The 18,931-nt window shown below is 59.7% G+C and carries 16 protein-coding genes and 2 tRNA genes; 11 read left to right on the plus strand and 7 right to left on the minus strand.

What is annotated here, in order from left to right:
* Positions 1 to 82: 82 nt before the first annotated feature.
* The 3 genes from ilvB to GKC30_RS12455 all read left to right on the plus strand — a co-directional run bounded on the left by ilvB (position 83) and on the right by GKC30_RS12455 (position 2,992).
* Positions 83 to 1,756: an acetolactate synthase large subunit gene (ilvB, locus tag GKC30_RS12445; RefSeq protein ID WP_155935168.1), complete on the plus strand. Its 1,674-nt coding sequence runs from the start codon at positions 83 to 85 to the stop codon at positions 1,754 to 1,756.
* A complete protein-coding gene (ilvN, locus tag GKC30_RS12450) occupies positions 1,749 to 2,027 on the plus strand; it encodes an acetolactate synthase small subunit (protein WP_155935170.1) in 279 nt (92 codons plus the stop codon). Before ilvB ends, ilvN begins: the two co-directional genes overlap by 8 nt.
* Positions 2,028 to 2,146: 119 nt before the next feature.
* Complete coding sequence (locus GKC30_RS12455; protein WP_155935172.1) at positions 2,147 to 2,992, plus strand: flagellin; 846 nt, start codon at positions 2,147 to 2,149, stop codon at positions 2,990 to 2,992.
* A gap of 57 nt (positions 2,993 to 3,049) precedes the next feature.
* Here GKC30_RS12455 and GKC30_RS12460 read toward each other — a convergent pair.
* Together GKC30_RS12460 and GKC30_RS12465 are read right to left on the minus strand one after the other, a co-directional pair.
* Positions 3,050 to 3,125, minus strand: a tRNA-Thr gene (locus GKC30_RS12460).
* A gap of 61 nt (positions 3,126 to 3,186) precedes the next feature.
* Positions 3,187 to 3,263: transfer RNA gene (locus tag GKC30_RS12465), tRNA-Pro, on the minus strand.
* 298 nt (positions 3,264 to 3,561) lie between these two features.
* Here GKC30_RS12465 and GKC30_RS12475 point away from each other — a divergent pair.
* A complete protein-coding gene (locus GKC30_RS12475; protein WP_155935176.1) occupies positions 3,562 to 4,101 on the plus strand; it encodes a chemotaxis protein CheW in 540 nt (179 codons plus the stop codon).
* A 71-nt stretch (positions 4,102 to 4,172) separates the two neighbouring features.
* Here the strand turns inward: GKC30_RS12475 and GKC30_RS12480 are convergent, their stop codons facing one another.
* On the minus strand, positions 4,173 to 4,901 hold the full coding sequence (locus tag GKC30_RS12480) for a Smr/MutS family protein (protein WP_155935178.1): 729 nt from the start codon (positions 4,899 to 4,901) through the stop codon (positions 4,173 to 4,175).
* 140 nt (positions 4,902 to 5,041) lie between these two features.
* On the opposite strand from GKC30_RS12480, the gene GKC30_RS12485 reads away from it, so the two are divergent.
* From GKC30_RS12485 to GKC30_RS12500, 4 genes are all read left to right on the plus strand, one after another.
* Positions 5,042 to 5,812: an ABC transporter ATP-binding protein gene (locus GKC30_RS12485; protein ID WP_155935180.1), complete on the plus strand. Its 771-nt coding sequence runs from the start codon at positions 5,042 to 5,044 to the stop codon at positions 5,810 to 5,812.
* Positions 5,813 to 5,834: 22 nt separating this feature from the next.
* Positions 5,835 to 6,995: a SufB/SufD family protein gene (locus GKC30_RS12490; RefSeq protein WP_155935182.1), complete on the plus strand. Its 1,161-nt coding sequence runs from the start codon at positions 5,835 to 5,837 to the stop codon at positions 6,993 to 6,995.
* Positions 6,996 to 7,380: 385 nt separating this feature from the next.
* Complete coding sequence (locus GKC30_RS12495; RefSeq protein WP_367614136.1) at positions 7,381 to 7,968, plus strand: TetR/AcrR family transcriptional regulator; 588 nt, start codon at positions 7,381 to 7,383, stop codon at positions 7,966 to 7,968.
* 16 nt (positions 7,969 to 7,984) lie between these two features.
* Positions 7,985 to 8,440 carry a metal-dependent hydrolase gene (locus GKC30_RS12500; RefSeq protein WP_155935186.1) on the plus strand — a complete coding sequence of 152 codons (456 nt, stop codon included), beginning with the start codon at positions 7,985 to 7,987 and terminating at the stop codon, positions 8,438 to 8,440.
* Positions 8,441 to 8,513: 73 nt separating this feature from the next.
* Here the strand turns inward: GKC30_RS12500 and sucD are convergent, their stop codons facing one another.
* A complete protein-coding gene (gene sucD, locus GKC30_RS12505; protein WP_155935188.1) occupies positions 8,514 to 10,592 on the minus strand; it encodes a succinate--CoA ligase subunit alpha in 2,079 nt (692 codons plus the stop codon).
* 111 nt (positions 10,593 to 10,703) lie between these two features.
* Here sucD and GKC30_RS12510 point away from each other — a divergent pair, with 111 nt between their 5' ends.
* Positions 10,704 to 11,471 carry a hypothetical protein gene (locus GKC30_RS12510; protein ID WP_155935190.1) on the plus strand — a complete coding sequence of 256 codons (768 nt, stop codon included), beginning with the start codon at positions 10,704 to 10,706 and terminating at the stop codon, positions 11,469 to 11,471.
* Between the two features lie 7 nt (positions 11,472 to 11,478).
* Here the strand turns inward: GKC30_RS12510 and GKC30_RS12515 are convergent, their stop codons facing one another.
* The 3 genes from GKC30_RS12515 to GKC30_RS12525 form a co-directional block, all read right to left on the minus strand.
* Entirely contained in the window at positions 11,479 to 11,883 is a 405-nt protein-coding gene (locus GKC30_RS12515; protein ID WP_155935192.1) for a response regulator, read from the minus strand.
* Positions 11,884 to 11,903: 20 nt separating this feature from the next.
* Positions 11,904 to 12,815, minus strand: coding sequence for a BTB/POZ domain-containing protein (locus GKC30_RS12520; protein WP_155935193.1), 912 nt, complete (start codon positions 12,813 to 12,815; stop codon positions 11,904 to 11,906).
* Positions 12,816 to 12,918: 103 nt separating this feature from the next.
* Complete coding sequence (locus GKC30_RS12525) at positions 12,919 to 14,028, minus strand: tRNA nucleotidyltransferase/poly(A) polymerase-related protein (protein ID WP_155935195.1); 1,110 nt, start codon at positions 14,026 to 14,028, stop codon at positions 12,919 to 12,921.
* Between the two features lie 231 nt (positions 14,029 to 14,259).
* On the opposite strand from GKC30_RS12525, the gene GKC30_RS12530 reads away from it, so the two are divergent.
* Both GKC30_RS12530 and GKC30_RS12535 read left to right on the plus strand, forming a co-directional pair.
* On the plus strand, positions 14,260 to 15,009 hold the full coding sequence (locus GKC30_RS12530) for a biotin--[acetyl-CoA-carboxylase] ligase (protein ID WP_231117154.1): 750 nt from the start codon (positions 14,260 to 14,262) through the stop codon (positions 15,007 to 15,009).
* 74 nt (positions 15,010 to 15,083) lie between these two features.
* Positions 15,084 to 18,785, plus strand: a complete 3,702-nt coding sequence (locus GKC30_RS12535) for a pyruvate carboxylase (protein WP_155935199.1) — start codon at positions 15,084 to 15,086, stop codon at positions 18,783 to 18,785.
* The last annotated feature ends 146 nt before the right edge of the window (positions 18,786 to 18,931 follow it).

Raw genomic sequence — 18,931 nt, forward strand, 5'->3', positions numbered from 1 at the left:
ATTCACATCAACCCCCGTCGGTGCAAACCGGCGGGGGTTTTCCGTTCCCGCCGACCATACGGGACAACCAGGAGGCTTCATCATGAGATTCAGCGGCGCGGAGATCATTGTCAAACTGCTTGAGCGACAAGGGATAGAAACCATTGCCGGAATCCCTGGAGGGGCCAATCTCCCCCTGTATGACGCCCTTTCGACCAGTTCCATTCGGCATGTCCTGACCCGTCACGAACAGGGGGCTGGCTTCATCGCCCAGGGGATGGCCAGGGTCACGGGACAGCCCGCAGTCTTCTTCGCTACCTCAGGCCCAGGGGCTACCAATACGCTGACCGCCATCGCCGACGCCAAGCTCGACTCCATCCCTGTCATCTGCATCACCGGACAGGTGCCCCTGGCCATGATCGGCTCAGACGCATTTCAGGAAGTGGACACCTATGGATTGAGTGTGCCCATCACCAAACACAACTATCTGGTCCGTTCCGTGGACGAACTGCTGCGCGTGATTCCCGAGGCCTTTCGCATCGCGGTTTCGGGCCGCCCTGGGCCGGTGGTCATTGATGTGCCCAAGGATGTCCAGACCGCGATGCTTGAATTCGATGTCTGGCCCGAGCCGGGCGGGCGTGGTGCCGGTCCCGAGCTGATGGCCCCGGAGCTTGCTTACGCCGCCCGCATGATCGACGAAGCCGAGCGGCCCATGCTCTATCTGGGCGGCGGTGTGGTCCAGTCCGGTTCCTCGGCTCTGGCACGGGCGCTGGCCGAAAAGGCGTCTATCCCGGCCGCCCTGACACTGATGGGCCTGGGCGTGCTCCCTGTGGAGCATCCCCTGTGCCTTGGCATGCTCGGCATGCACGGGGCACGGTATACCAATTTGGCCATGGAGCGGTGCGATCTGCTCATTGCGGCCGGGGTGCGTTTCGACGATCGGGCCACGGGCAAGGTGGCCGAATTTTGCCCGAATGCCCGGATCATCCATCTCGACATCGACGCCAGCGAGTTGGACAAGATCAAGAGTGCCCATGTGCCGGTGGCGGGCGATCTTGCCGATTCGCTGGCCGCATTGCTCGAACTGGTCAGGCCAGGGGAGCGCGCTCGCTGGCTCGGCGAGGTGGCGCGGTTCAAGCGTGAACATCCCATGATCATTCCAGGAGCCGATGATCCCTGCTCGCCTTACGGCGTGATTCTCAAGGCCGCCGAACTCTCTGGCGACGAAGCCATTGTCTGCACCGACGTTGGGCAGCATCAGATGCGAACTGCCCAGGTCTATCCTTTCCGCAGGCCGCGTCAGTGGCTGACTTCGGGCGGACTCGGAACCATGGGATTCGGTATGCCCGCCGCCATCGGCGCAGCCCTGGCCGCCCCTGACCGCACCGTGCTTTGCTTTAGCGGCGACGGCTCCATCATGATGAATATCCAGGATCTGGCCACGGCTGCGGAGCATCAGGTCAATATCAAGATAATCCTGACAAACAACAACGCCCTGGGGCTGGTGCGCCAGCAGCAGGACCTGTTTTACGGAAAACGCTATTTCGCGTCCGACTACTCCCGGCGCGTGGACTTCCTCAAGCTTGCCGAAGGGTTTGGTCTTCCCGCCATTGACCTTGGGTCAAGTGACGATCCCGAATCCGATCTGGCCGCAGCTCTGGCCAAACCCGGGCCGTGCCTGATTCATGTCCCGGTCAGCCCGGATGCCCCGGTGTATCCCATGGTTCCCCCCGGAGCCGCCAACTCGCAGATGATCGGAGGTGAAACCCATGTGTAAACAAACGGTTATCCAGCTGACGGTGAACAACCATCCCGGTGTCATGTCGCACATCTGCGGCCTGTTCGCACGGCGCGCCTACAATGTGGAGGGCATCGCCTGCATGCCTGTCAACGGCGGCGCCACCAGCCGCATCTGGTTGCTGGTGAATGCCGATGGGCGGCTCGATCAGATGATCAAGCAGGTGGACAAGCTGGAGGACGTGCTCATTGTCGAGCGCCATGACGGCGGACACGCAGTCTTCACCCGGATGGCCGAGTTCGTGGCCTGATCGGTTCTGGCAATGCCCGATATGAGGCCGACCTCGTCAAATTCGGGGTCGGCCCTAAAGTTATGGATGGAGTGGTCGATAACGCTTGCGGATACCCACGATTAGACCCCGGAGATTCCATGGCCCTCAGCGACATCGAGAAGAGCTTTATTTACGAGTACTCGGCGCGGCTATTGGAGCGCGACATGCTGACCAACCAGCTGTTCGCGGGGTCTGCGGTGGGCCGGAATCTGCGCAGCCTTGTGCTGGGCCAGCCGGTGCGGGCTCAAACCTTCACCAACCCCTTTGAGGATGCCATCAGCGGCACCTTGCGGGCCGATGCCGGTGCCACGCGGCAGGCGGCGCGTAATGTGGGGGAAGCCGCGTCCATGATGGGCGTGGCCCGCACGGGCGTATCCACCATTACCGGCGCTCTGCGCGACATGCAGGAGATCATCGACAAGATCAATTCCGGTGAGCTGGATGGATCAAGCAGCGTGGTTCAGGGCGACTACAACGCCTTGCGCGACAAGATAGTCGGAACCATTTCCGGTACGGATTTCAACGGTATATCCATGCTGGACAGTGCCAAGTGGGGAACCTCGCAGATTGGCATGGACGGCAAGGTCTTCATCCAGTCCGGCCCCAAGGGGGGATTTGACATTTCTTTCCACGCCGTGGATACCCCGTCCAGCGGCGTGGCCTGGGCTGATCTTGCTGGAGCTGATCTGGGCGCTGAAGGGACCAGGGCCAACCAGCTCGGCTATGTCCAGGCCCTGGCCAGCGAGATGGATTCGGTCCAGAGCATGTATCGCAGCAAGGAAGACAGCCTGCATTCTCAAGAGCTTGCCTTGCAAAGCCAGGCCCAGATTCTGGACAACGCAGCCCGTCTCAGGAAGCCGTCGGACCCTGGCATGACCCTGGAAAAGCTCCTTGCGGAACTCATTCTCAAGGAGTCCGGCACGATCTTCGACAGCAAGGGGTAGGACGGGACACCCGAACGAGAAAGGCCGGTCAGGTTTCTGGCCGGCCTTTGTGATATATGGAGCTGTCGAGCAGGATTGAACTGCCTACCTCATCCTTACCAAGGATGCGCTCTACCGATTGAGCTACGACAGCATTTTGAGCTTTCAACGAAACGGCGGACCGGGTTGCCGGTCCACCGGGGTGTTTCGTCGTTTGGTCGGGATGAGAGGATTTGAACCTCCGACCCCTTGAACCCCATTCAAGTGCGCTCCCAGACTGCGCTACATCCCGACGCGAAGGGTGTTACTATCCGCGAGGAGGGTGGATTGTCAATCACTTTTTCCGAGAAAAAGCCATTGGTGCGATTTTTTTGAAAAACTGTTGGCAGCGCTCTTCTCTTTTGGGCGGCAAAGGCGTATGTTTTTTGAAAAGCGAACGGATATTATAATGGTTTTCGATCTTGATCAGAGGTACTGGAAGATTCAGCCACCGGGCGAACCCTTGGCGGAGATCCTGCGACATCCTGGAAACCCAGGTGTGGGCAGGGTGCTAGTGAAATATTGATCCTCAATTTTTCGGAGGAGTTGTCATGTCTGAAAACGCGCTGAAGGATATCAACCAGTTCTTGACCTTCACTCTGGGCAAGGAGATTTTCGCCTTGGACATCGGGACTGTCAGGGAGGTGCTGGAGTTGACCTCCATTACCAAAATCCCCCGGACGCCGGAATTCATGCGCGGGGTCATTAACCTGCGAGGCCACGCAGTGCCTGTGGTGGACATGCGTCTCAAGCTCGGAATGTCCAAGAGCGAAGACACGGTGGACACCTGCATCATCATCGTGGAGATCGAGTTTGACGGCGAATACACCGTCATGGGTGCCCTTGTGGACTCCGTGCGCGAGGTCTTCGAGATGATGCCCGACTCCATTGAGGCCGCCCCCAAGATGGGTGCCGCCATCAACGCGGAATACATCAAGGGTATGGGCCGCCAGAATGAGCAGTTCATCATCATCATCGACATCAATAAGATATTCTCCGCCGAAGAGCTGGCCATAGCCAAGGAGATGACAAATCTCAAGGGTGGGCCGGGCAAGGCTCCTGTTGAGGAGGCGGTCCAGGTTACGGCCTAGGCCGGGAGTGCGAAGCGAAAGAGAAAACCTCCGTCCCCATGGGGCGGAGGTTTTTTGCGGCCTGCCCAAGGTCAGAAGTCGTCCATGTTCGGCATGGTGTCCCAGGCTATTTTTCCTTGCGCTTTTCTGTGTTTGCGCAGCAGGACATAGATGGCGCCCGCGCCGCCGTCCTTGGGCTGGGCCGTGCAAAAGGCGAGGACCACCCGCTTGAGCGGGTCGCGGGTCAGCCAGGTTTCGGTTTCTCGTCGCAGTATACCCTGGCCGCCCGGGGAGTTGATGCCCCGGCCGGTGACCACCAGCACGCAGCGATGCCCTTGGAGATAGCTCTCGCGGATGAAGAAGAGCAGCCCCTCCCGCGCCTGGAGCAAGGTCATGCCGTGCAGATCCAGGTGGGCGGCCACGCTCAAGGATCCCGCCTTGAGCTGCTGGAAGGTCTTGATGTCCAGCCCCCGGACATAGCCGTACATGAATTCGTCGGTGTATTCGAGCTCGAACTCCACCTCGCCCCGGAGGAATCGGCTCAGGTAGGCATCCTCGGCGTCTTCCGGCACGGCGGCGGCAGACGGTGACGGCGCGGGCTTGGGGGCGACTCGTCGCCCGCCGCCGCTCACGGGTGTGACGCCCTGCATGGCGCTCTCAAACAGGTTCGCCTCGGCAACCTCGTCGCGCCGGGCCTGTTCCTCGGGCAGGGGTTTGGGCTTGTCGTAGGGCAGGGCGTAAGCGTCCTTTTTCTTTACCTTGGCCAGAGAGGCGATTTCCTTGAGTTCCGTCAAATCCGTCAGGCGGCGCTTTTTGCCCATGGCGTCTCCGTTTCGTTGGCTTGCCGCTGCCGGGAGCAGCAGTCAGCCATCCTTGTTCCTGCAGGGGACGAATGACTGGACTTCCCCCCCCGGCTTCAGTAATGAGTCTGTCTGCATATCGATTCAAAGCGAGGACCACCATGCTGACCATTGAAGACTTGCATGTCAACATCGGCGACAAGCCGGTACTTCAGGGGATCAATCTTGAAATAAAAAAGGGCGAGACCTTCATCCTTTTCGGCCCCAACGGCTCGGGCAAGACATCGCTGCTCATGTCCCTGATGGGCTTTTCCGGCTATGAGGTGACACGGGGGCGCATTCTTTTCAAGGGCGAAGATATCACCCGCGCACCCATGTACGAACGGGCGCGTCTTGGGATTGGCATGTCCTTTCAGCGCCCGCCCACCATCCATGGTCTGCGCACCCGGCATCTGGTGCAGCTGTGTGCACGCAAGGGCGCGGTCAACCCCGATCTGCTGGCCGACAGGGTCAATATGACGGAATTCCTGGACCGGGACATCAATGCGGGCTTTTCGGGCGGCGAGATCAAGCGCTCGGAACTGCTCCAGCTCATGGCCCAGCAGCCGGAGCTGGTCCTCTTCGACGAGCCGGAGTCAGGGGTGGATATGGAGAACATGCAACTGGTGGGCAAGGTGGCCCGCGACGTGCTCGACGGCAACTTCAACGTCGCTCCCGAACTCTCTGCCGAACTGACCCTCAAGGCTCGCAAGGAGAGCACCCGGACCGCCGGGCTGATTATCACTCACACCGGCTATATTCTCGATTATGTCAACGCGGATCGGGGGCAGGTGCTCTTCAAGGGCCATCTGTGTTGCGAGGGCCGTCCCAGAGATATTCTCGACCACATCCGCCAGCACGGCTACCAGGAATGCGTCCGCTGCATGAACTAGCAACTCCCCGGGGAGAACGGATATGAGCACTGTTGATCTTTCGCAATTCACGTTTGAAGGGCTGGACCGCGAGGCCATAGAAGACCTCAATTCCCTCTCGCCCGAGGATAAGGACCAGCTCCTGCTGGCGGGCGTGGTGGCCGATGAGTCCATGCGCTCCGGCTCCTATCTTCAGATGGACCATTCGGCCGTTCACTGTCGATCCCACGATGAGGGAGTGGAAATTCTCGACATCAAGGATGCGCTGAAGAAGTATGACGGTCTCAAGGAATACTACTGGACCCTGGTGGACAGGGACAAGGACGAGTTTACCAGGGCGACCGAGGACAAGCTCCACGGCGGCTACTTCATTCGGGTCAAGGCCGGGGCCAGGATCAAGGACCCAATTCAGTCCTGTCTCATGCTCAAGGCCGAAAATGTTGGCCAAAACGTCCATAATCTTGTGATCATCGAGGAGGGAGCCGAGGCTCACGTCATCACCGGATGTTCGGTGGCCCACGGGACCAAAGCGGGTGCACACCTCGGTATATCGGAGTTTTTCGTCAAGAAAAATGCTTCGTTAACTTTCACTATGGTTCACAACTGGGGAGAGAGCGTTGCGGTGCGGCCCCGGTCTGCGGGCGTGGTCGAGGAAGGTGGGAGATTTCTTTCCAACTATGTGCTGCTCAAGGCGGTCAAGGATCTTCAGATGTATCCTTCAATCACCATGAATGGGGCAGGCTCCGTGGCCCGGTTCAATTCAGTGGTGGTCGCGCCCAAGGGGACGCATCTGGACATGGGCAATCGTGTGATCATGAATGCGCCAGACACCCGCTGCGAAATCATCGCCCGGACCATCGCTGCCGGCGGAACCATTATCAATCGCGGCCATATCGGGGCCCATGCCGTGCCCAGCAAGGGGCATCTTGAATGCCAGGGGCTCATCCTCGGCGACGGCCGCATCTGGGCCATTCCCGAACTGGATGGCACGGCAGAAGGTGTTGAGCTGTCTCATGAGGCGTCCGTTGGCAAGATCGCCCAGGACGAGATCGAATACCTCATGGCCCGGGGGCTGGACGAGGCAGAGGCGACATCCACCATCGTGCGCGGGTTCCTCAATACCGACATAATGGGTCTGCCCGACAGGCTTCAGCGCGAGATAGACAAGCAGATCGAAGAGTTGCAGGCTTTCGACGCCATGTAGAGACTCCAGGTCGACCCGATGACGGCGGAATCTGCGGATTTCGCCGTTTTTTCTGTCTTTTCGACGAGGCAGCGGATTCCATATTTGCGCTTGAACAATGATCCCGACCATACTAACAGGCAGTTGACAATATCGAAATCGCAGGCTGTTTAAGAATGGTGAAATGCAAGGCGCAAGAGAAAGGCAAGACCGAAGTCCTTGAACCGTTGGCGAGTTTTCGAGCCTTACGGGCCATGCGAACAGAGAGGTGCTTCCTGCCCGTGAGGAGTTGATCTTTTTTGCAAGCGCCGTATTTGGCGTCAGTGACCGACCTGGAGGCCTTGCGGCGCCGGGGATCGGAATGTTGCGGTTCCGATTGCAATGACTTGGAAGGGGGAGTGTTTTGATACCGAAAAAGGACTGTATACTGAAGGCGGCCCAAGAGCTTTTCGCCCGTTATGGCTACGCGGGCACAACCATGAAGATGGTGGCCGAAAGCGCCGGGGTGGCCTCGGGTCTTGTCTTTCATTACTTTGACAGCAAGGAGAATCTCTTCATGGCCGCCGGAAGCGAGTTGGTGGACACCATGATCTTCGAGCTGCGCGAGCGGACTGCCAAGACCCAAAACGGGTGCGAAGCCCTGGGAACCTTTGTCAAAGCGTATCTCGACTTCACCCTGGCCAACGAGAGCACCTTTCCGACCATCATCCGCTGTTCACCCTTCAGCGACGATAACCCGGACCTTGATCGTCAGAAGATCGCTGCCAAGTTCCGGGGGCTGACCGACCTGATCGAGGAAATTCTGCAGCGCGGTATCAGGGACGGCTCGATCCTGGACCTGCCCGTGACTCAGACGGCCTTTATGGTCTACGCCAATATCGTGGGCGCGGTGCGTACACGGTTCCTGACCCCGTACAATATTCCCGGCCTCTTTGAGGAGGCCAGGGAGTTCGTGCTGCGTAGCGTCTGCGTCCGCTCCTCCTGCGAGTCCTGATCCCGGCGTAGAGGCCATGCCCGGCTACAAGGGACATCTGGCTGGTGGCCTCTTCTTTGCTGTCATGGGGCTGGTGGGCGCGACACTGCTGGGCTGGCTGACCGTTGCCCCGATCATTGCGGCCGGTCTGACTGGTTTTTGTCTCATGGGTGCGCTCTTCCCGGATGTGGATACCGATTCCAAGGGGCAAAAACTGTTTTACATGGTCTTTGCGGCCGTGGATCTTGGTCTGATCGTGCGCGAGCAGTATGTCTGGGCTGCGTGGCTCGGTCTGCTGGCCATGCTTCCGGCCATGGGTTCGCACCGGGGATGGACACATACCTGGTGGGCCATGCTCGTGGTGCCGTTGCCCATTGTGCTCATTCCCGCCTTTGTTGGCGGAATTGAGACGGTGCGTGGCTTTGTGCCGTTTTATCTCGCTTTTTGCGCGGGGTATTTCTCCCACTTGCTTCTGGATGGCGAATTTCGTTAGGCTTTCTTTTGCTGATCGATGTGTATGATCATGTCGGGATCAAGGCGCCCCCGTCTCAGGCGGGGGATTCCTGTCATCCGAGTCTCCGGGTGGCTATTTGGGCGACCTCTTCGAGGCTTGCGCAGACTGCGAATCCGGCCTTGCGCATGGTTTCGAGCTTGCGGTCCACGCCGTCACCCTTTTCCAGGATAGCTCCGGCGTGGCCCAGCCTTTTGCCGGGGGGAGCCGTGCGTCCCGCGATAAACGCGGTTACGGGTTTGGCGAAGCCGGTCCGGACTATGTGTTCAGCAAGGTTTTCCTCGGCCCGGCCGCCTATCTCGCCAAGGATGATCACGGCCTGGGTTTCGTCGTGATTGCAAAGCATTTCAATTGCATCCACATAGTCGACTCCGATAAAGGGGTCGCCGCCGATGCCGATACACACGGATTGGCCGATTCCTGCCGCCGTGAGGCGCGAGGCCACCTCGTAGGTCAGAGTGCCGCTGCGCGAGAGGATGGCCACCGGGCCGGGGCTGAAGGGATCGGTAGGCATGATGCCGATCTTGGTTCGGCCGGGCAGGATGACACCTGGCGTGTTGGGGCCGACCACCCGAGTGGGCGAAGAGTTGATCTGCTCGAAGACCGCCAGCATATCCTGCTGGGGGATACCCTCGGTGATGCACACGGCCCAGGGGATTTTGTTGCAGGCTGCCTCGAGTACCGCATCTGCGGCCATGCGCGGCGGTACGAAGATGATGCTTGCGCCGATCTCATGGTCACGCGTGGCCTCGGCAATGGAATTGAAGACTGGTACCCCCAGAACTGTCTGTCCCCCCTTGAAGGGCGTCACTCCGGCCACCACATTGGCTCCGTACGCCTGCATCAGTTGGGTGTGGAGCTGCCCCTCTCGGCCGGTGATACCCTGGACCAGGATCGGCGTGTCCGCGCTGATGCCAAGAGTCTTCGTGGGCATATGGTTTCTGGGGACAGGCATGGCTTCGGGCAGGGCCGAACCAGGGGCGGGAAATTCGATGACCGGGGCGTCGGCCGGGCGGATGGAATCCAGAATGCGGATGGCGTCGGCCATGTCTCGGGCCAGATGTAATCCGGAGCAACCCATGGCCGTGAGCACTTCCACGCCTCCGGCCGCGTCATTGCCCGCCATGCGGGTCACGATGGGCTTTTCAGGCTCGTGACCGCCCAAGGCCTCGCGCAGGGCCAGCGCTACGTTGCGGCATGAGAGAATTCCTCCGTAAAGATTGATGAAAACGGCTCTGACGCGGGTATCGCCAAAGAGCAAATCCAGGGCGGTTCGCATCCGTGCGTGGTCGGCCGTGCCGCCCAGGTCCAGAAAGTTGCGGGCAGGCAGACGCGAGAAGTTGAGCAGGTCCATGGTAGCCATGGCCAGTCCGGCGCCGTTGACCATCAGTCCCACCCAGCCGTCAAGACTCACATAGGAAAACCCGGCTTTGCGGGCGGCGTTCTCCTCGGGGCTGGCGTGTTCCGGCTGATAATACGCCTCCATGGCCGGGTTGAGTTCCACGAAATTGTCGTCCACCTCCACCTTGGCGTCAAGGGCCACGAAGCGTTGATCATCGGTGATGATCAGAGGGTTTATCTCGGCCAGGAGCAGGCCGTTGTCGAGCATGGCCTTGAAGAGGTCCTTGATCAGTGTGGAAAAATCGGCAAAACGCTCTTTGTCCAGGCCGAGGTGGAAAAAGGCCGCCCGCATCTGGTGGGCCGATATTCCTGCCGGGAGGCGTATTTCCTGCACCAGAAGGTTGCCCTGGCCACCGGACTCGATGTCCACTCCGCCTTCGCGGCCCACGGTGAGCAGGATGCACCCCCGGCTTCGGGAAACTGTCAGTGACAGATACATCTCGCGTTGGATGGCCGCCACAGGTTCAACGCGAACGAAAGGTACGCGGTGGCCCCGGATGTCGAGGCCGAAGAGCTTGCGGGCCGTAGGGGCGAAGGCGTCGGAAGACTTGACGCGCAATATGCCGCCGACCTTGCCCCGGCCGCCGATGGGTACCTGGGCCTTAAGTATCCAGGGCAGGGCAAAGGGCGGGTTGAAGTCGTCCTCGCTTCCGGGAAAAACCGGCTGTCCATGGGGAACGGGAATGCCCGCTTTGGCGAAAAGGGCCTTGCTCATGTGCTCGTTTAACAGCATGCGGTCTCCTCGGCGATGAGTGGGGCGGATGCGCCCGTTTCTCCGATACGTTGCGGGAAGCGGGAATAGGGCGTATATACCTCATAAACGGGCAATGTGCCAGGAGTTCCCATGGCTGATTTCAGTGAATATGCGGACCAGTTGCAAAAGGAAGTCGTCTTCGAGATAGCTGAGGGCTATTTTGGAGACCGCCGGAATCTCGACGATCTCATGGCAGACTTTGCGACCATGACCGGGAAGCTGCGTGAGCTGCTACCGGGTATCGAGCGGGCCGCTCTGCGGCTGCACCATCTGCTTCTCGGCAACGAGGCATCGTTGTATCTGGCCCTTGAGGTGGATCCCGCCTGCATTCCTTTTGGCCGTGGCATGCCTTTGCCGTTGTTCACTCGTATTCCGCTGGCCCTGACCCGGGCTGGCCGCTATGTCAAATGTGTTCGTAAAAGTTATGATCTCCTGCAGCGGGCCGTGCATGACTATCTGCATGGTCATTATCATGTGAGGGATGGGGACGGGGGGCGAAAGCAGTTGACGGTCAACTATCTGGGACTCAGGCAGTTCGCGGCAGGAATCAACGCCGAGGTGGGCCGGGTGAACCGCAATCGCACCCCAACCGGCACCTTGCGCTATGTCAAGGGTATGGACCCGGTCAACGCGGAACGCGAGCGGCTTATCGGCGATGTGTCCTACATGGATGACGGGGCATTGGACAACGATCTGCGCTTCGCCCCGGTGGAGTTTGAGATACTGGGGCTGCCTGAAATTCAGGAACTGCCGCCCTTGCGCGAGGCGGCCGGGAGGATAGGAAGGATGAGTCGCGCCTTGTTTGGCGATCGGCCCGGGGAAGCGCAGGCGGCCATGAACGATCTGCTCATTCGCTGACCGCAGGTCAGGCCAGTCCGAGCTTGCGCAGTTCGCTCAATAGCTTGTCCGAGAGGTTTTCCTTGGGAATGAAGGCATCGGCTCCGTTGCGGAAAAAGGAACAGCTGACGTTTTTCATGTCCCGATGGGCGGTAAGCATGAGCAGCTTGAAACTCTTTCGCGGATCGATATGGTTGCGGCGTTCGGTTTCGCGCATTTTTTCCACGGCGTCGTGGCCGGACATGCCGGGCATCACGATGTCCATGATTACGGCGTCGAAGGGTTCGTTTTTCCTGAGCTGGTGCTGAAAGCGAAGGACAGCGTCCTCTCCGCTCGGCGAGACGGCACAGTCCGCGTGAGGCGCGAGCTTCACGGCCACGAGATCCGCAAAGCGCGTGTCGTCGTCAACGATGAGGAGCTTCTTCCTGTCCATGACACCCCTCCGTTCCGGGGCTAGCCATCGGTATTGAGTTGATCGAGGATTCTCGCCAGTGTCTGAGAAACCTCGGTTTTGGAGACCTGGCAGGTGCCTACAGCCTTGTGGCCGCCGCCGCCCAGAGAGAGCATCAGGCTGCCCACGTCGGTTTTGCTTGTGCGGTTGAGGATGGAGTGCCCCACGGTAAAAACCACGTTTTGCCGCTTGAAGCCCCATAGGATGCGTACACTGACGTTGCACTCCGGGAACAAGGTATAGATCATGAATCTGTTGCCGCAGGGAATGCGGTCCAACATGCGCAGATCAAGCACTACGGCGTTTCCGTGTAATTGACTGTTTTCTTTGAGCATTTCTACAAATGCCGGAGAATCATCCTCATATTTCCGCACCCGCTCCCTGACATCATCAAGGGTCAGGATTTCCTCGGCTGATTTGGTTCGGCAATATTCGATCATGTCGAGCATCAACTGGTAATTACTGATGCGGAACTCCCGATACCGGCCAAGGCCGGTTCGCGGGTCCATGAGAAACCCGAGCATGACCCAGCCTGTCGGATTGGCGATTTCGTCGGCGGAAAGGGCGGCCGAGTCCACCTTGTCCACGGCGTCGAGCATGGGGCCGAAGGAATCCGGGAACCTGTCGGGTCCATAGTATTCGTGGATGACCCTGGCGCAGCTTTGCAGGGGACGGCTGTCGCCCTTGAAATCGATGTCGCCCAGCCGTTCCCGCTCGCTGGTATGGTGGTCGAACCACAGTCCGCATCCGGGCACGTAGGGGACGTTGGCGAGCACATCGTTGGCAGTGATCTCGACTTTGCCATCCTGAAGGTCCTTGGGGTGGGCAAAGAGATAATCATCAATGAGGTCGAGGTGTCTGAGCAAGGTGGCGCAGACAAGGCCGTCGAAATCTGATCGGGTGACAAGTCTCATGCAGTGCTCCGTGTTGGCGGGTTTGGCCGGGGCGTGAAGAGGACCTTTTTTAACGCATAGCATCAAATCTTTCGCCTTTCCAGAGGGGTGATCGAAAAAGCGATTATTTTTGACGGAAGGCCACGGACTGCGCGCGAAGCTGTCGGAGCCTGGCTCCGGAGTCCGGGCCGAGGTCGCGCTGCTCCGGGGCGAGTCGTACCGCCAGGACGCGGCGCATGTCTCGAGCGGCCAGATGCCAGTCGTCCACGTCCTGATCCGCGTTTACGAGCCGGAATAGCCGCCGCAGTATGCCGCAGCGGTGCAGGTCCATGAGCATGTCCACCTTGGTCCCCGGACGCAGTTCGCGATACCGGGCGGCGGTCATGTGCCACTGCGCCCCCTTGCGTCCGGCCAGGGCCAGGGCATTGGGGAGCCGGATTCGTCGGGCAAGGGCATCGGCCATGTCCATGCCGGCTTGGTCGTGGCCGAAGTGTCTGGGGAGCATTTCCGTTGGCGTAATGGTTTTGCCTATGTCGTGGCACAATCCCATCCACACGGCCACGGCATCACCAGCCAGACTGTCCATGACGCGGCAGCTGTGTTCGAGCACATCGGTGTCGTGGTAGGGGGCAGGCCCCGCAGGAATGTTCATGCTTTGCTTGAACTCTGAGAACCAGGGAACGAGGCAATTTGTTTTTGCTAGTAATCTAAGATAGTTGCCTGGGGATTCGCAAAGCAGGGCCTTGCGCGTTTCTTGGCCGACGCGGTCGGCCGGAAGGTGGTCGAGCAGTCCTTTGGCGGCCACCAGTTTCATGGTCTCCACCAGTTCTTGGTGGGGGGAGAAGTCGGGCATTTTGGCCCAGAACCGGGCGGCACGGAAGACGCGCAGGGGGTCGTCCAGAAACGATTGGAGCGAGGCGGGGCGCAGGGTGCGCGACCAGAGGTCGTCCAGGCTGTTCGGGTGGCAGACAAGACTGCCGTCGCGGGCGAGGAGCATGGCATTGACAGTCAGGTCTCGCGACCGTAGTTCTTCGTCGATGAAGTTCTTGCGCGGAAAGGAGAACTCGAGTCCGTCGAGGAGAAAGACCGGAAAGCTTCGGCCGACCTCTCTTGCCTCGGGAAAGCGCCTGAGGAATTCCTGTCTGGTCGCCCCGGTGACCAGATAATCCCTGTCGGTGACGGGTCTGCCCAGGAGAAGGTCGCGGACCGCGCCGCCTGCCAGATACACATTCATTGCATGGAATTTATCATAAGGTAACACATGCTGCCACCAGGAATTTTTGCATGGGAATCGGGTCATGGTCACGAGGTGGCCCCGACCTCTCTCGAGTCCTTGGCACGGGCGCACCCGACCTGGGACGCGGACATACGCGCCTTCGGGCCGTGGACCGGAGGCGTGGAAGTGGGCGGATTGGGTCGATTCGCGGTCGCCCGGGGGAGTGGTCTTGAGGGCGTCCGGGGAACCATGCCGAAGCCGGAACAGGTGATTGTGGTTGTCGAGGAATGCGGTACGACCATGGAAACGGCGCGGTTGCTGGCCGAGGCCGGAGTCTTAGGGGCCTGGGATGCGGTTGTGGCGGTGCGTCAGCGCGGCGGTCGCGGCCAGCTCAGGCGACCCTGGATCTCGTCTCCGGGCAATCTTCATGTCTCGATGGTCATGCCTGCGCCGCCACTGGATGGCCCCTGGCGCGAGGCCTCTGCCGATTTGCTGCCGCTGATTGCCGGGTATGTGTTCGTCGAGGCGTTGGAACCCCTGGGCTTTCGGATCGAGATCAAATGGCCCAACGACCTTCTTCGTAACGGGCGAAAGGTGGGAGGCATGCTTATCGAGGAGCGGAACGGGCTGGTCGTTTTGGGACTTGGCCTCAATGTCGTCGAGTCACCGGCTGACGGGCTGATGCGCGAAGATCATTCTGTTTCGGCCGGGATTCTGGGAATAGCGGCACCTTGGGGCGGCCCGTTGGCCCTGTGTGAAGTCCTTGTGAACCGAGGAAGAAATGTGTATGCAACCTTGTTCGACGAATTGGAGCCAGCGCGGTTCCTGTCCGCCGTCACCAGCCGTTTGGCCTGGCATGGACGACGTGTTCATGTCACTGAGGAAGGACAGGATTCTTACCAGGCTGAAATAACGGGCCTTTCTCCCAAGGGAGGGCTCGTCCTGCGGCGGGCGGGCAGGGAAGTTGTTCTCTACTCCGGTTCCATAATTCCCCTATAGGCTCTGTCCGGCGAGGCCGGATGGGCCGTGCGATGTATTTCGGTCACATATGCTCAAGGAGATCAGTGAATTCCATGAAGCCGAAGACCTTTGAAGAGGTTCTGGAAGAGGTCAAGGGAAAGCGGATTCTCGTCGCCAACCGGGGCATTCCCGCAAGGCGCATCTGCCGTTCCATCACAGAGATGTTCAATGCCAAGGCGATCATGACCGCCACGGATGTGGACAAGACATCTCCGGCCACCTCCGGGGCCAACGAGCTGCTCATGCTCGGTGCCGACCCCCGTGCCTATCTCGACCTTGACCGCATCATCCGCGAGGCCAAGGCCAGCGGCGTGGTCGCCATCCATCCCGGCTGGGGATTCGGGGCCGAGGACGATTCCTTTCCGGCCAAATGCGAGAAGGCGGGGCTCATTTTCATCGGTCCCCGGCAGGAACCCATGCGTATCCTGGGCAACAAGGTGGCCGTGCGCAAGCTGGCCATTGAGCAGGGCGTACCCGTGGTTCCCGGCTCCGACGGCGCGGTCTCCATCCCCGAGGCCCGCGAGATCGCCCACAAGATCGGTTTTCCGGTCATGCTCAAGGCCGAGGGCGGCGGGGGCGGACGCGGCATCTATGAGGTCTATCGCGACGAAGAACTGGAAAACGCCTTTTCCAAAGCCTCGGCCCTTGCTCAGGCTTCCTTCGGCAATCCTCGGCTGTATGTGGAAAAGCTGCTCACCTCTGTGCGCCATATAGAAATCCAAGTCATCGCCGACCATTACGGCAATATTTTTTGTTTTGACGAGCGCGACTGTTCGGTGCAGCGCAATCATCAGAAACTCGTGGAGATCACTCCATCGCCCTGGCCCAAGTATTCCGAGGCCCTGCGCGAAAAGCTCAAGGAGTATTCGCGGCGGCTGGTGGCGGCCGTGGGCTACTACTCGCTGGCCACGGTGGAGTTTCTTGTGGCAGCCGACGGCGAGCCTTTCCTGATTGAGGTCAATACCAGACTTCAGGTGGAGCACGGCATCACCGAGTGTCGCTACGGCATTGATCTTGTCGAGGAGCAGATAGCCATCGCCTTCGGCTCCAAGCTGCGTTTTTCCGAAGAGACCAACAAGCCCTACCAGTGGGCGTTCCAGTGCCGTATCAACTGCGAGAATCCCCAGAAGAACTTCGAGCCCAACTCCGGGCGTATCACCCGGTATGTGTCGCCCGGCGGCCAGGGTATCCGCATCGACTCCTGCGTGGGAGACGGCTACCGCTTCCCCTCCAACTACGATTCCGCGGCTGCGCTGCTCATCGCTTACGGCAACTCGTGGAACAAGGTCGTGGCCCTGATGAGCCGCGCCCTGCGCGAATACATGATCAGCGGGGTCAAGACTACGGTTCCCTTCCATCGTAAGATTGTTGAACACCCGAAATTCATCGAGGCGGATTACGACACCAATTTTGTCCGCCACAACTATGCGGAACTCATGGACTACTCGGACCGTGAGCCCGACTCGCTACGCCTGACCCGGCTGGTGGCCGAGATTTCAGCCCTCGGTTACAACAAATATGTGCGCCTTGGCGAATATCGGGGTCGCGACGACAAGCGGGTCGGCCGTTTTGAGCTGGCGGACCCGCCTGAGGTGGCAACTTGGTTCGAGCCTCACATCACCCGCGGCATGGATAGAGACACCATCCTCGACACCCTGCGCACGGACCGCGAGGCGGGTATTGTCCACATGACGGACACCACCACCCGCGACATCACCCAATCCAACAGCGGCAACCGTTTCCGTCTTGCCGAGGACCGAATCATCGGTCCGACTTTGGACAAGTGCGGCTTTTTCTCCCTTGAGAACGGCGGCGGGGCGCATTTTCACGTGGCCATGCTGGCCAATATGACCTATCCCTTTGCCGAGGCTGCGGAATGGAACCGCTTTGCCCCGCACACGCTCAAGCAGATCCTCATCCGATCAACCAACGTCCTCGGTTATAAGCCCCAGCCAAAGAATGTCATGCGCCTGACGGGCGAGATGATCAATGAGCATTACGACGTTATTCGTTGTTTCGACTTTCTTAATCATATTGAGAATATGCGGCCATTCGCCGAGGTGGCGCTCGCCTCGACTAAGAACATCTTCGAGCCGGCTCTGTCCCTGTCCTGGGCCAAGGGCTTTGATGTGGACCGCTATGTGCGTGTCACCGACGAGATCATTGCCATGTGCGCCGATGTGGCCGGAGTGAGCGCCAAAAAGGCCGAGCGCATGATCATCCTCGGCCTCAAGGATATGGCGGGCGTGTGCCCGCCCCGGTTCATGCGCGATTTGATCGGGGCCATCCGGGCCAAGTACCCGGAACTGGTCATCCATAGCCATCGCCATTATACTGATGGCCTGTTCGTGCCCACCATGGGGGCGGCAGCCGAGGCCGGAGCGCACATCGTGGATGTTGCCGTGGGGGCGGCCGTGCGTTGGTACGGTCAGGGAGAGGTGCTTTCCACCGCTGCTTACATTGAGGACGAGATCGGCCTGAAGACCCATCTCGACAAGGACATGATCCGCTCCACCAATTTCCTGCTCAAGCAGGTCATGCCCTATTACGACCGCTATACTGCACCGTATTTTCAGGGTATCGATCACGATGTTGTCCGCCATGGCATGCCCGGCGGGGCCACATCGTCCTCTCAGGAGGGGGCGCTCAAGCAGGGCTACATCAGGCTTTTGCCCTACATGCTCAAGTTCCTTGAAGGGACGCGCAAGGTGGTTCGATACCACGATGTCACTCCGGGTTCGCAGATCACCTGGAACACCGCCTTCCTGGCCGTGACCGGCGCATACAAGCGTGGCGGAGAGCGCGAGGTGCGTCGCCTGCTCAACGTCCTTGATATCGTCAACCTTTGCAACGAGGCGGACCTGACCGATCTTGAGCGCGAGGCCCGGCTTGATCTCTATCGCGACTCAAACGACGCTTTCCGCAACCTGTTGCTCGGCAAGTTCGGCAAGCTGCCGCTGGGTTTCCCGGCCGACTGGGTCTACCAGTCCGCCTTTGGCAAGGGATGGGAGACCGCCATTGCCGAGCGCACCGAGGCTTCGCCGCTGACCACGCTGGAAGATGTGGATCTCGCCGCAGAGCGCGAGGCGCTTCAGGCCCGGCTGCATCGTCAGCCCACCGAGGAAGAGTTCATCATGTATCTCAACCATCCGGGTGACGCCATCAACACCATCGAGTTCTGCGAGAAGTACGGCAACGTCAACAACCTGCCCGTGGATGTCTGGTTCGAGGGGCTGGAAAAAGGGGTGGTGCTCAACTTCCAGGGCAACTGCCGCAAGCCGCATATCATGCGCATCCTCGACATCTCCGAGCCTGACGAGAACGGCATGGCCGTGGTTCGCTATGTGCTCGACTCGGAGATCATGAGCCATCAGGTCCGGGTGACAGAGCCCGAGGTGGGCGGCAAGGAACGCAGCGAGATGGCCGATCCCTCCAACATCTACCATGTTGGTTCGCCTAGCAACGGCGACCTCTGGGTGACACATGTGCGGCCCGGTGACAGGGTCAGGGTGGGCGAGGAACTTTTCAACATCTCCATCATGAAGCAGGAGAAGTCCGTGCTTGCGCCCATAGACGGCGTGGTCCGTCGGGTCATCAAGTCCGCCAACTACACCGAGGACCGAAAAATGGTTCCTGTGGTCGAAGGCGAGTTGCTTGTGGTGCTCGGCCCATCGGCCGGAGTATGCCCCACATGCAAGTTCGAGGTTCCCGGCGAGGAGTGCAATTTCTGCCCCAACTGCGGACAGAAGATGTAGAGAGCGTCTCCCCTGCGGGAAGCAGGGGGGCTGTGCGGCAAGATGATAAATGCGGCCCGTTTCAGCCCTGTATCATTGACGGGGTGGGGGATTACCCTGTAAGCGGGTAGTCCAGGACAAAATCGGGATTGCTCTTTGATTGTTCA

The sequence above is a fragment of the Pseudodesulfovibrio alkaliphilus genome (genome assembly GCF_009729555.1).
Lineage (GTDB): Bacteria > Desulfobacterota > Desulfovibrionia > Desulfovibrionales > Desulfovibrionaceae > Pseudodesulfovibrio > Pseudodesulfovibrio alkaliphilus.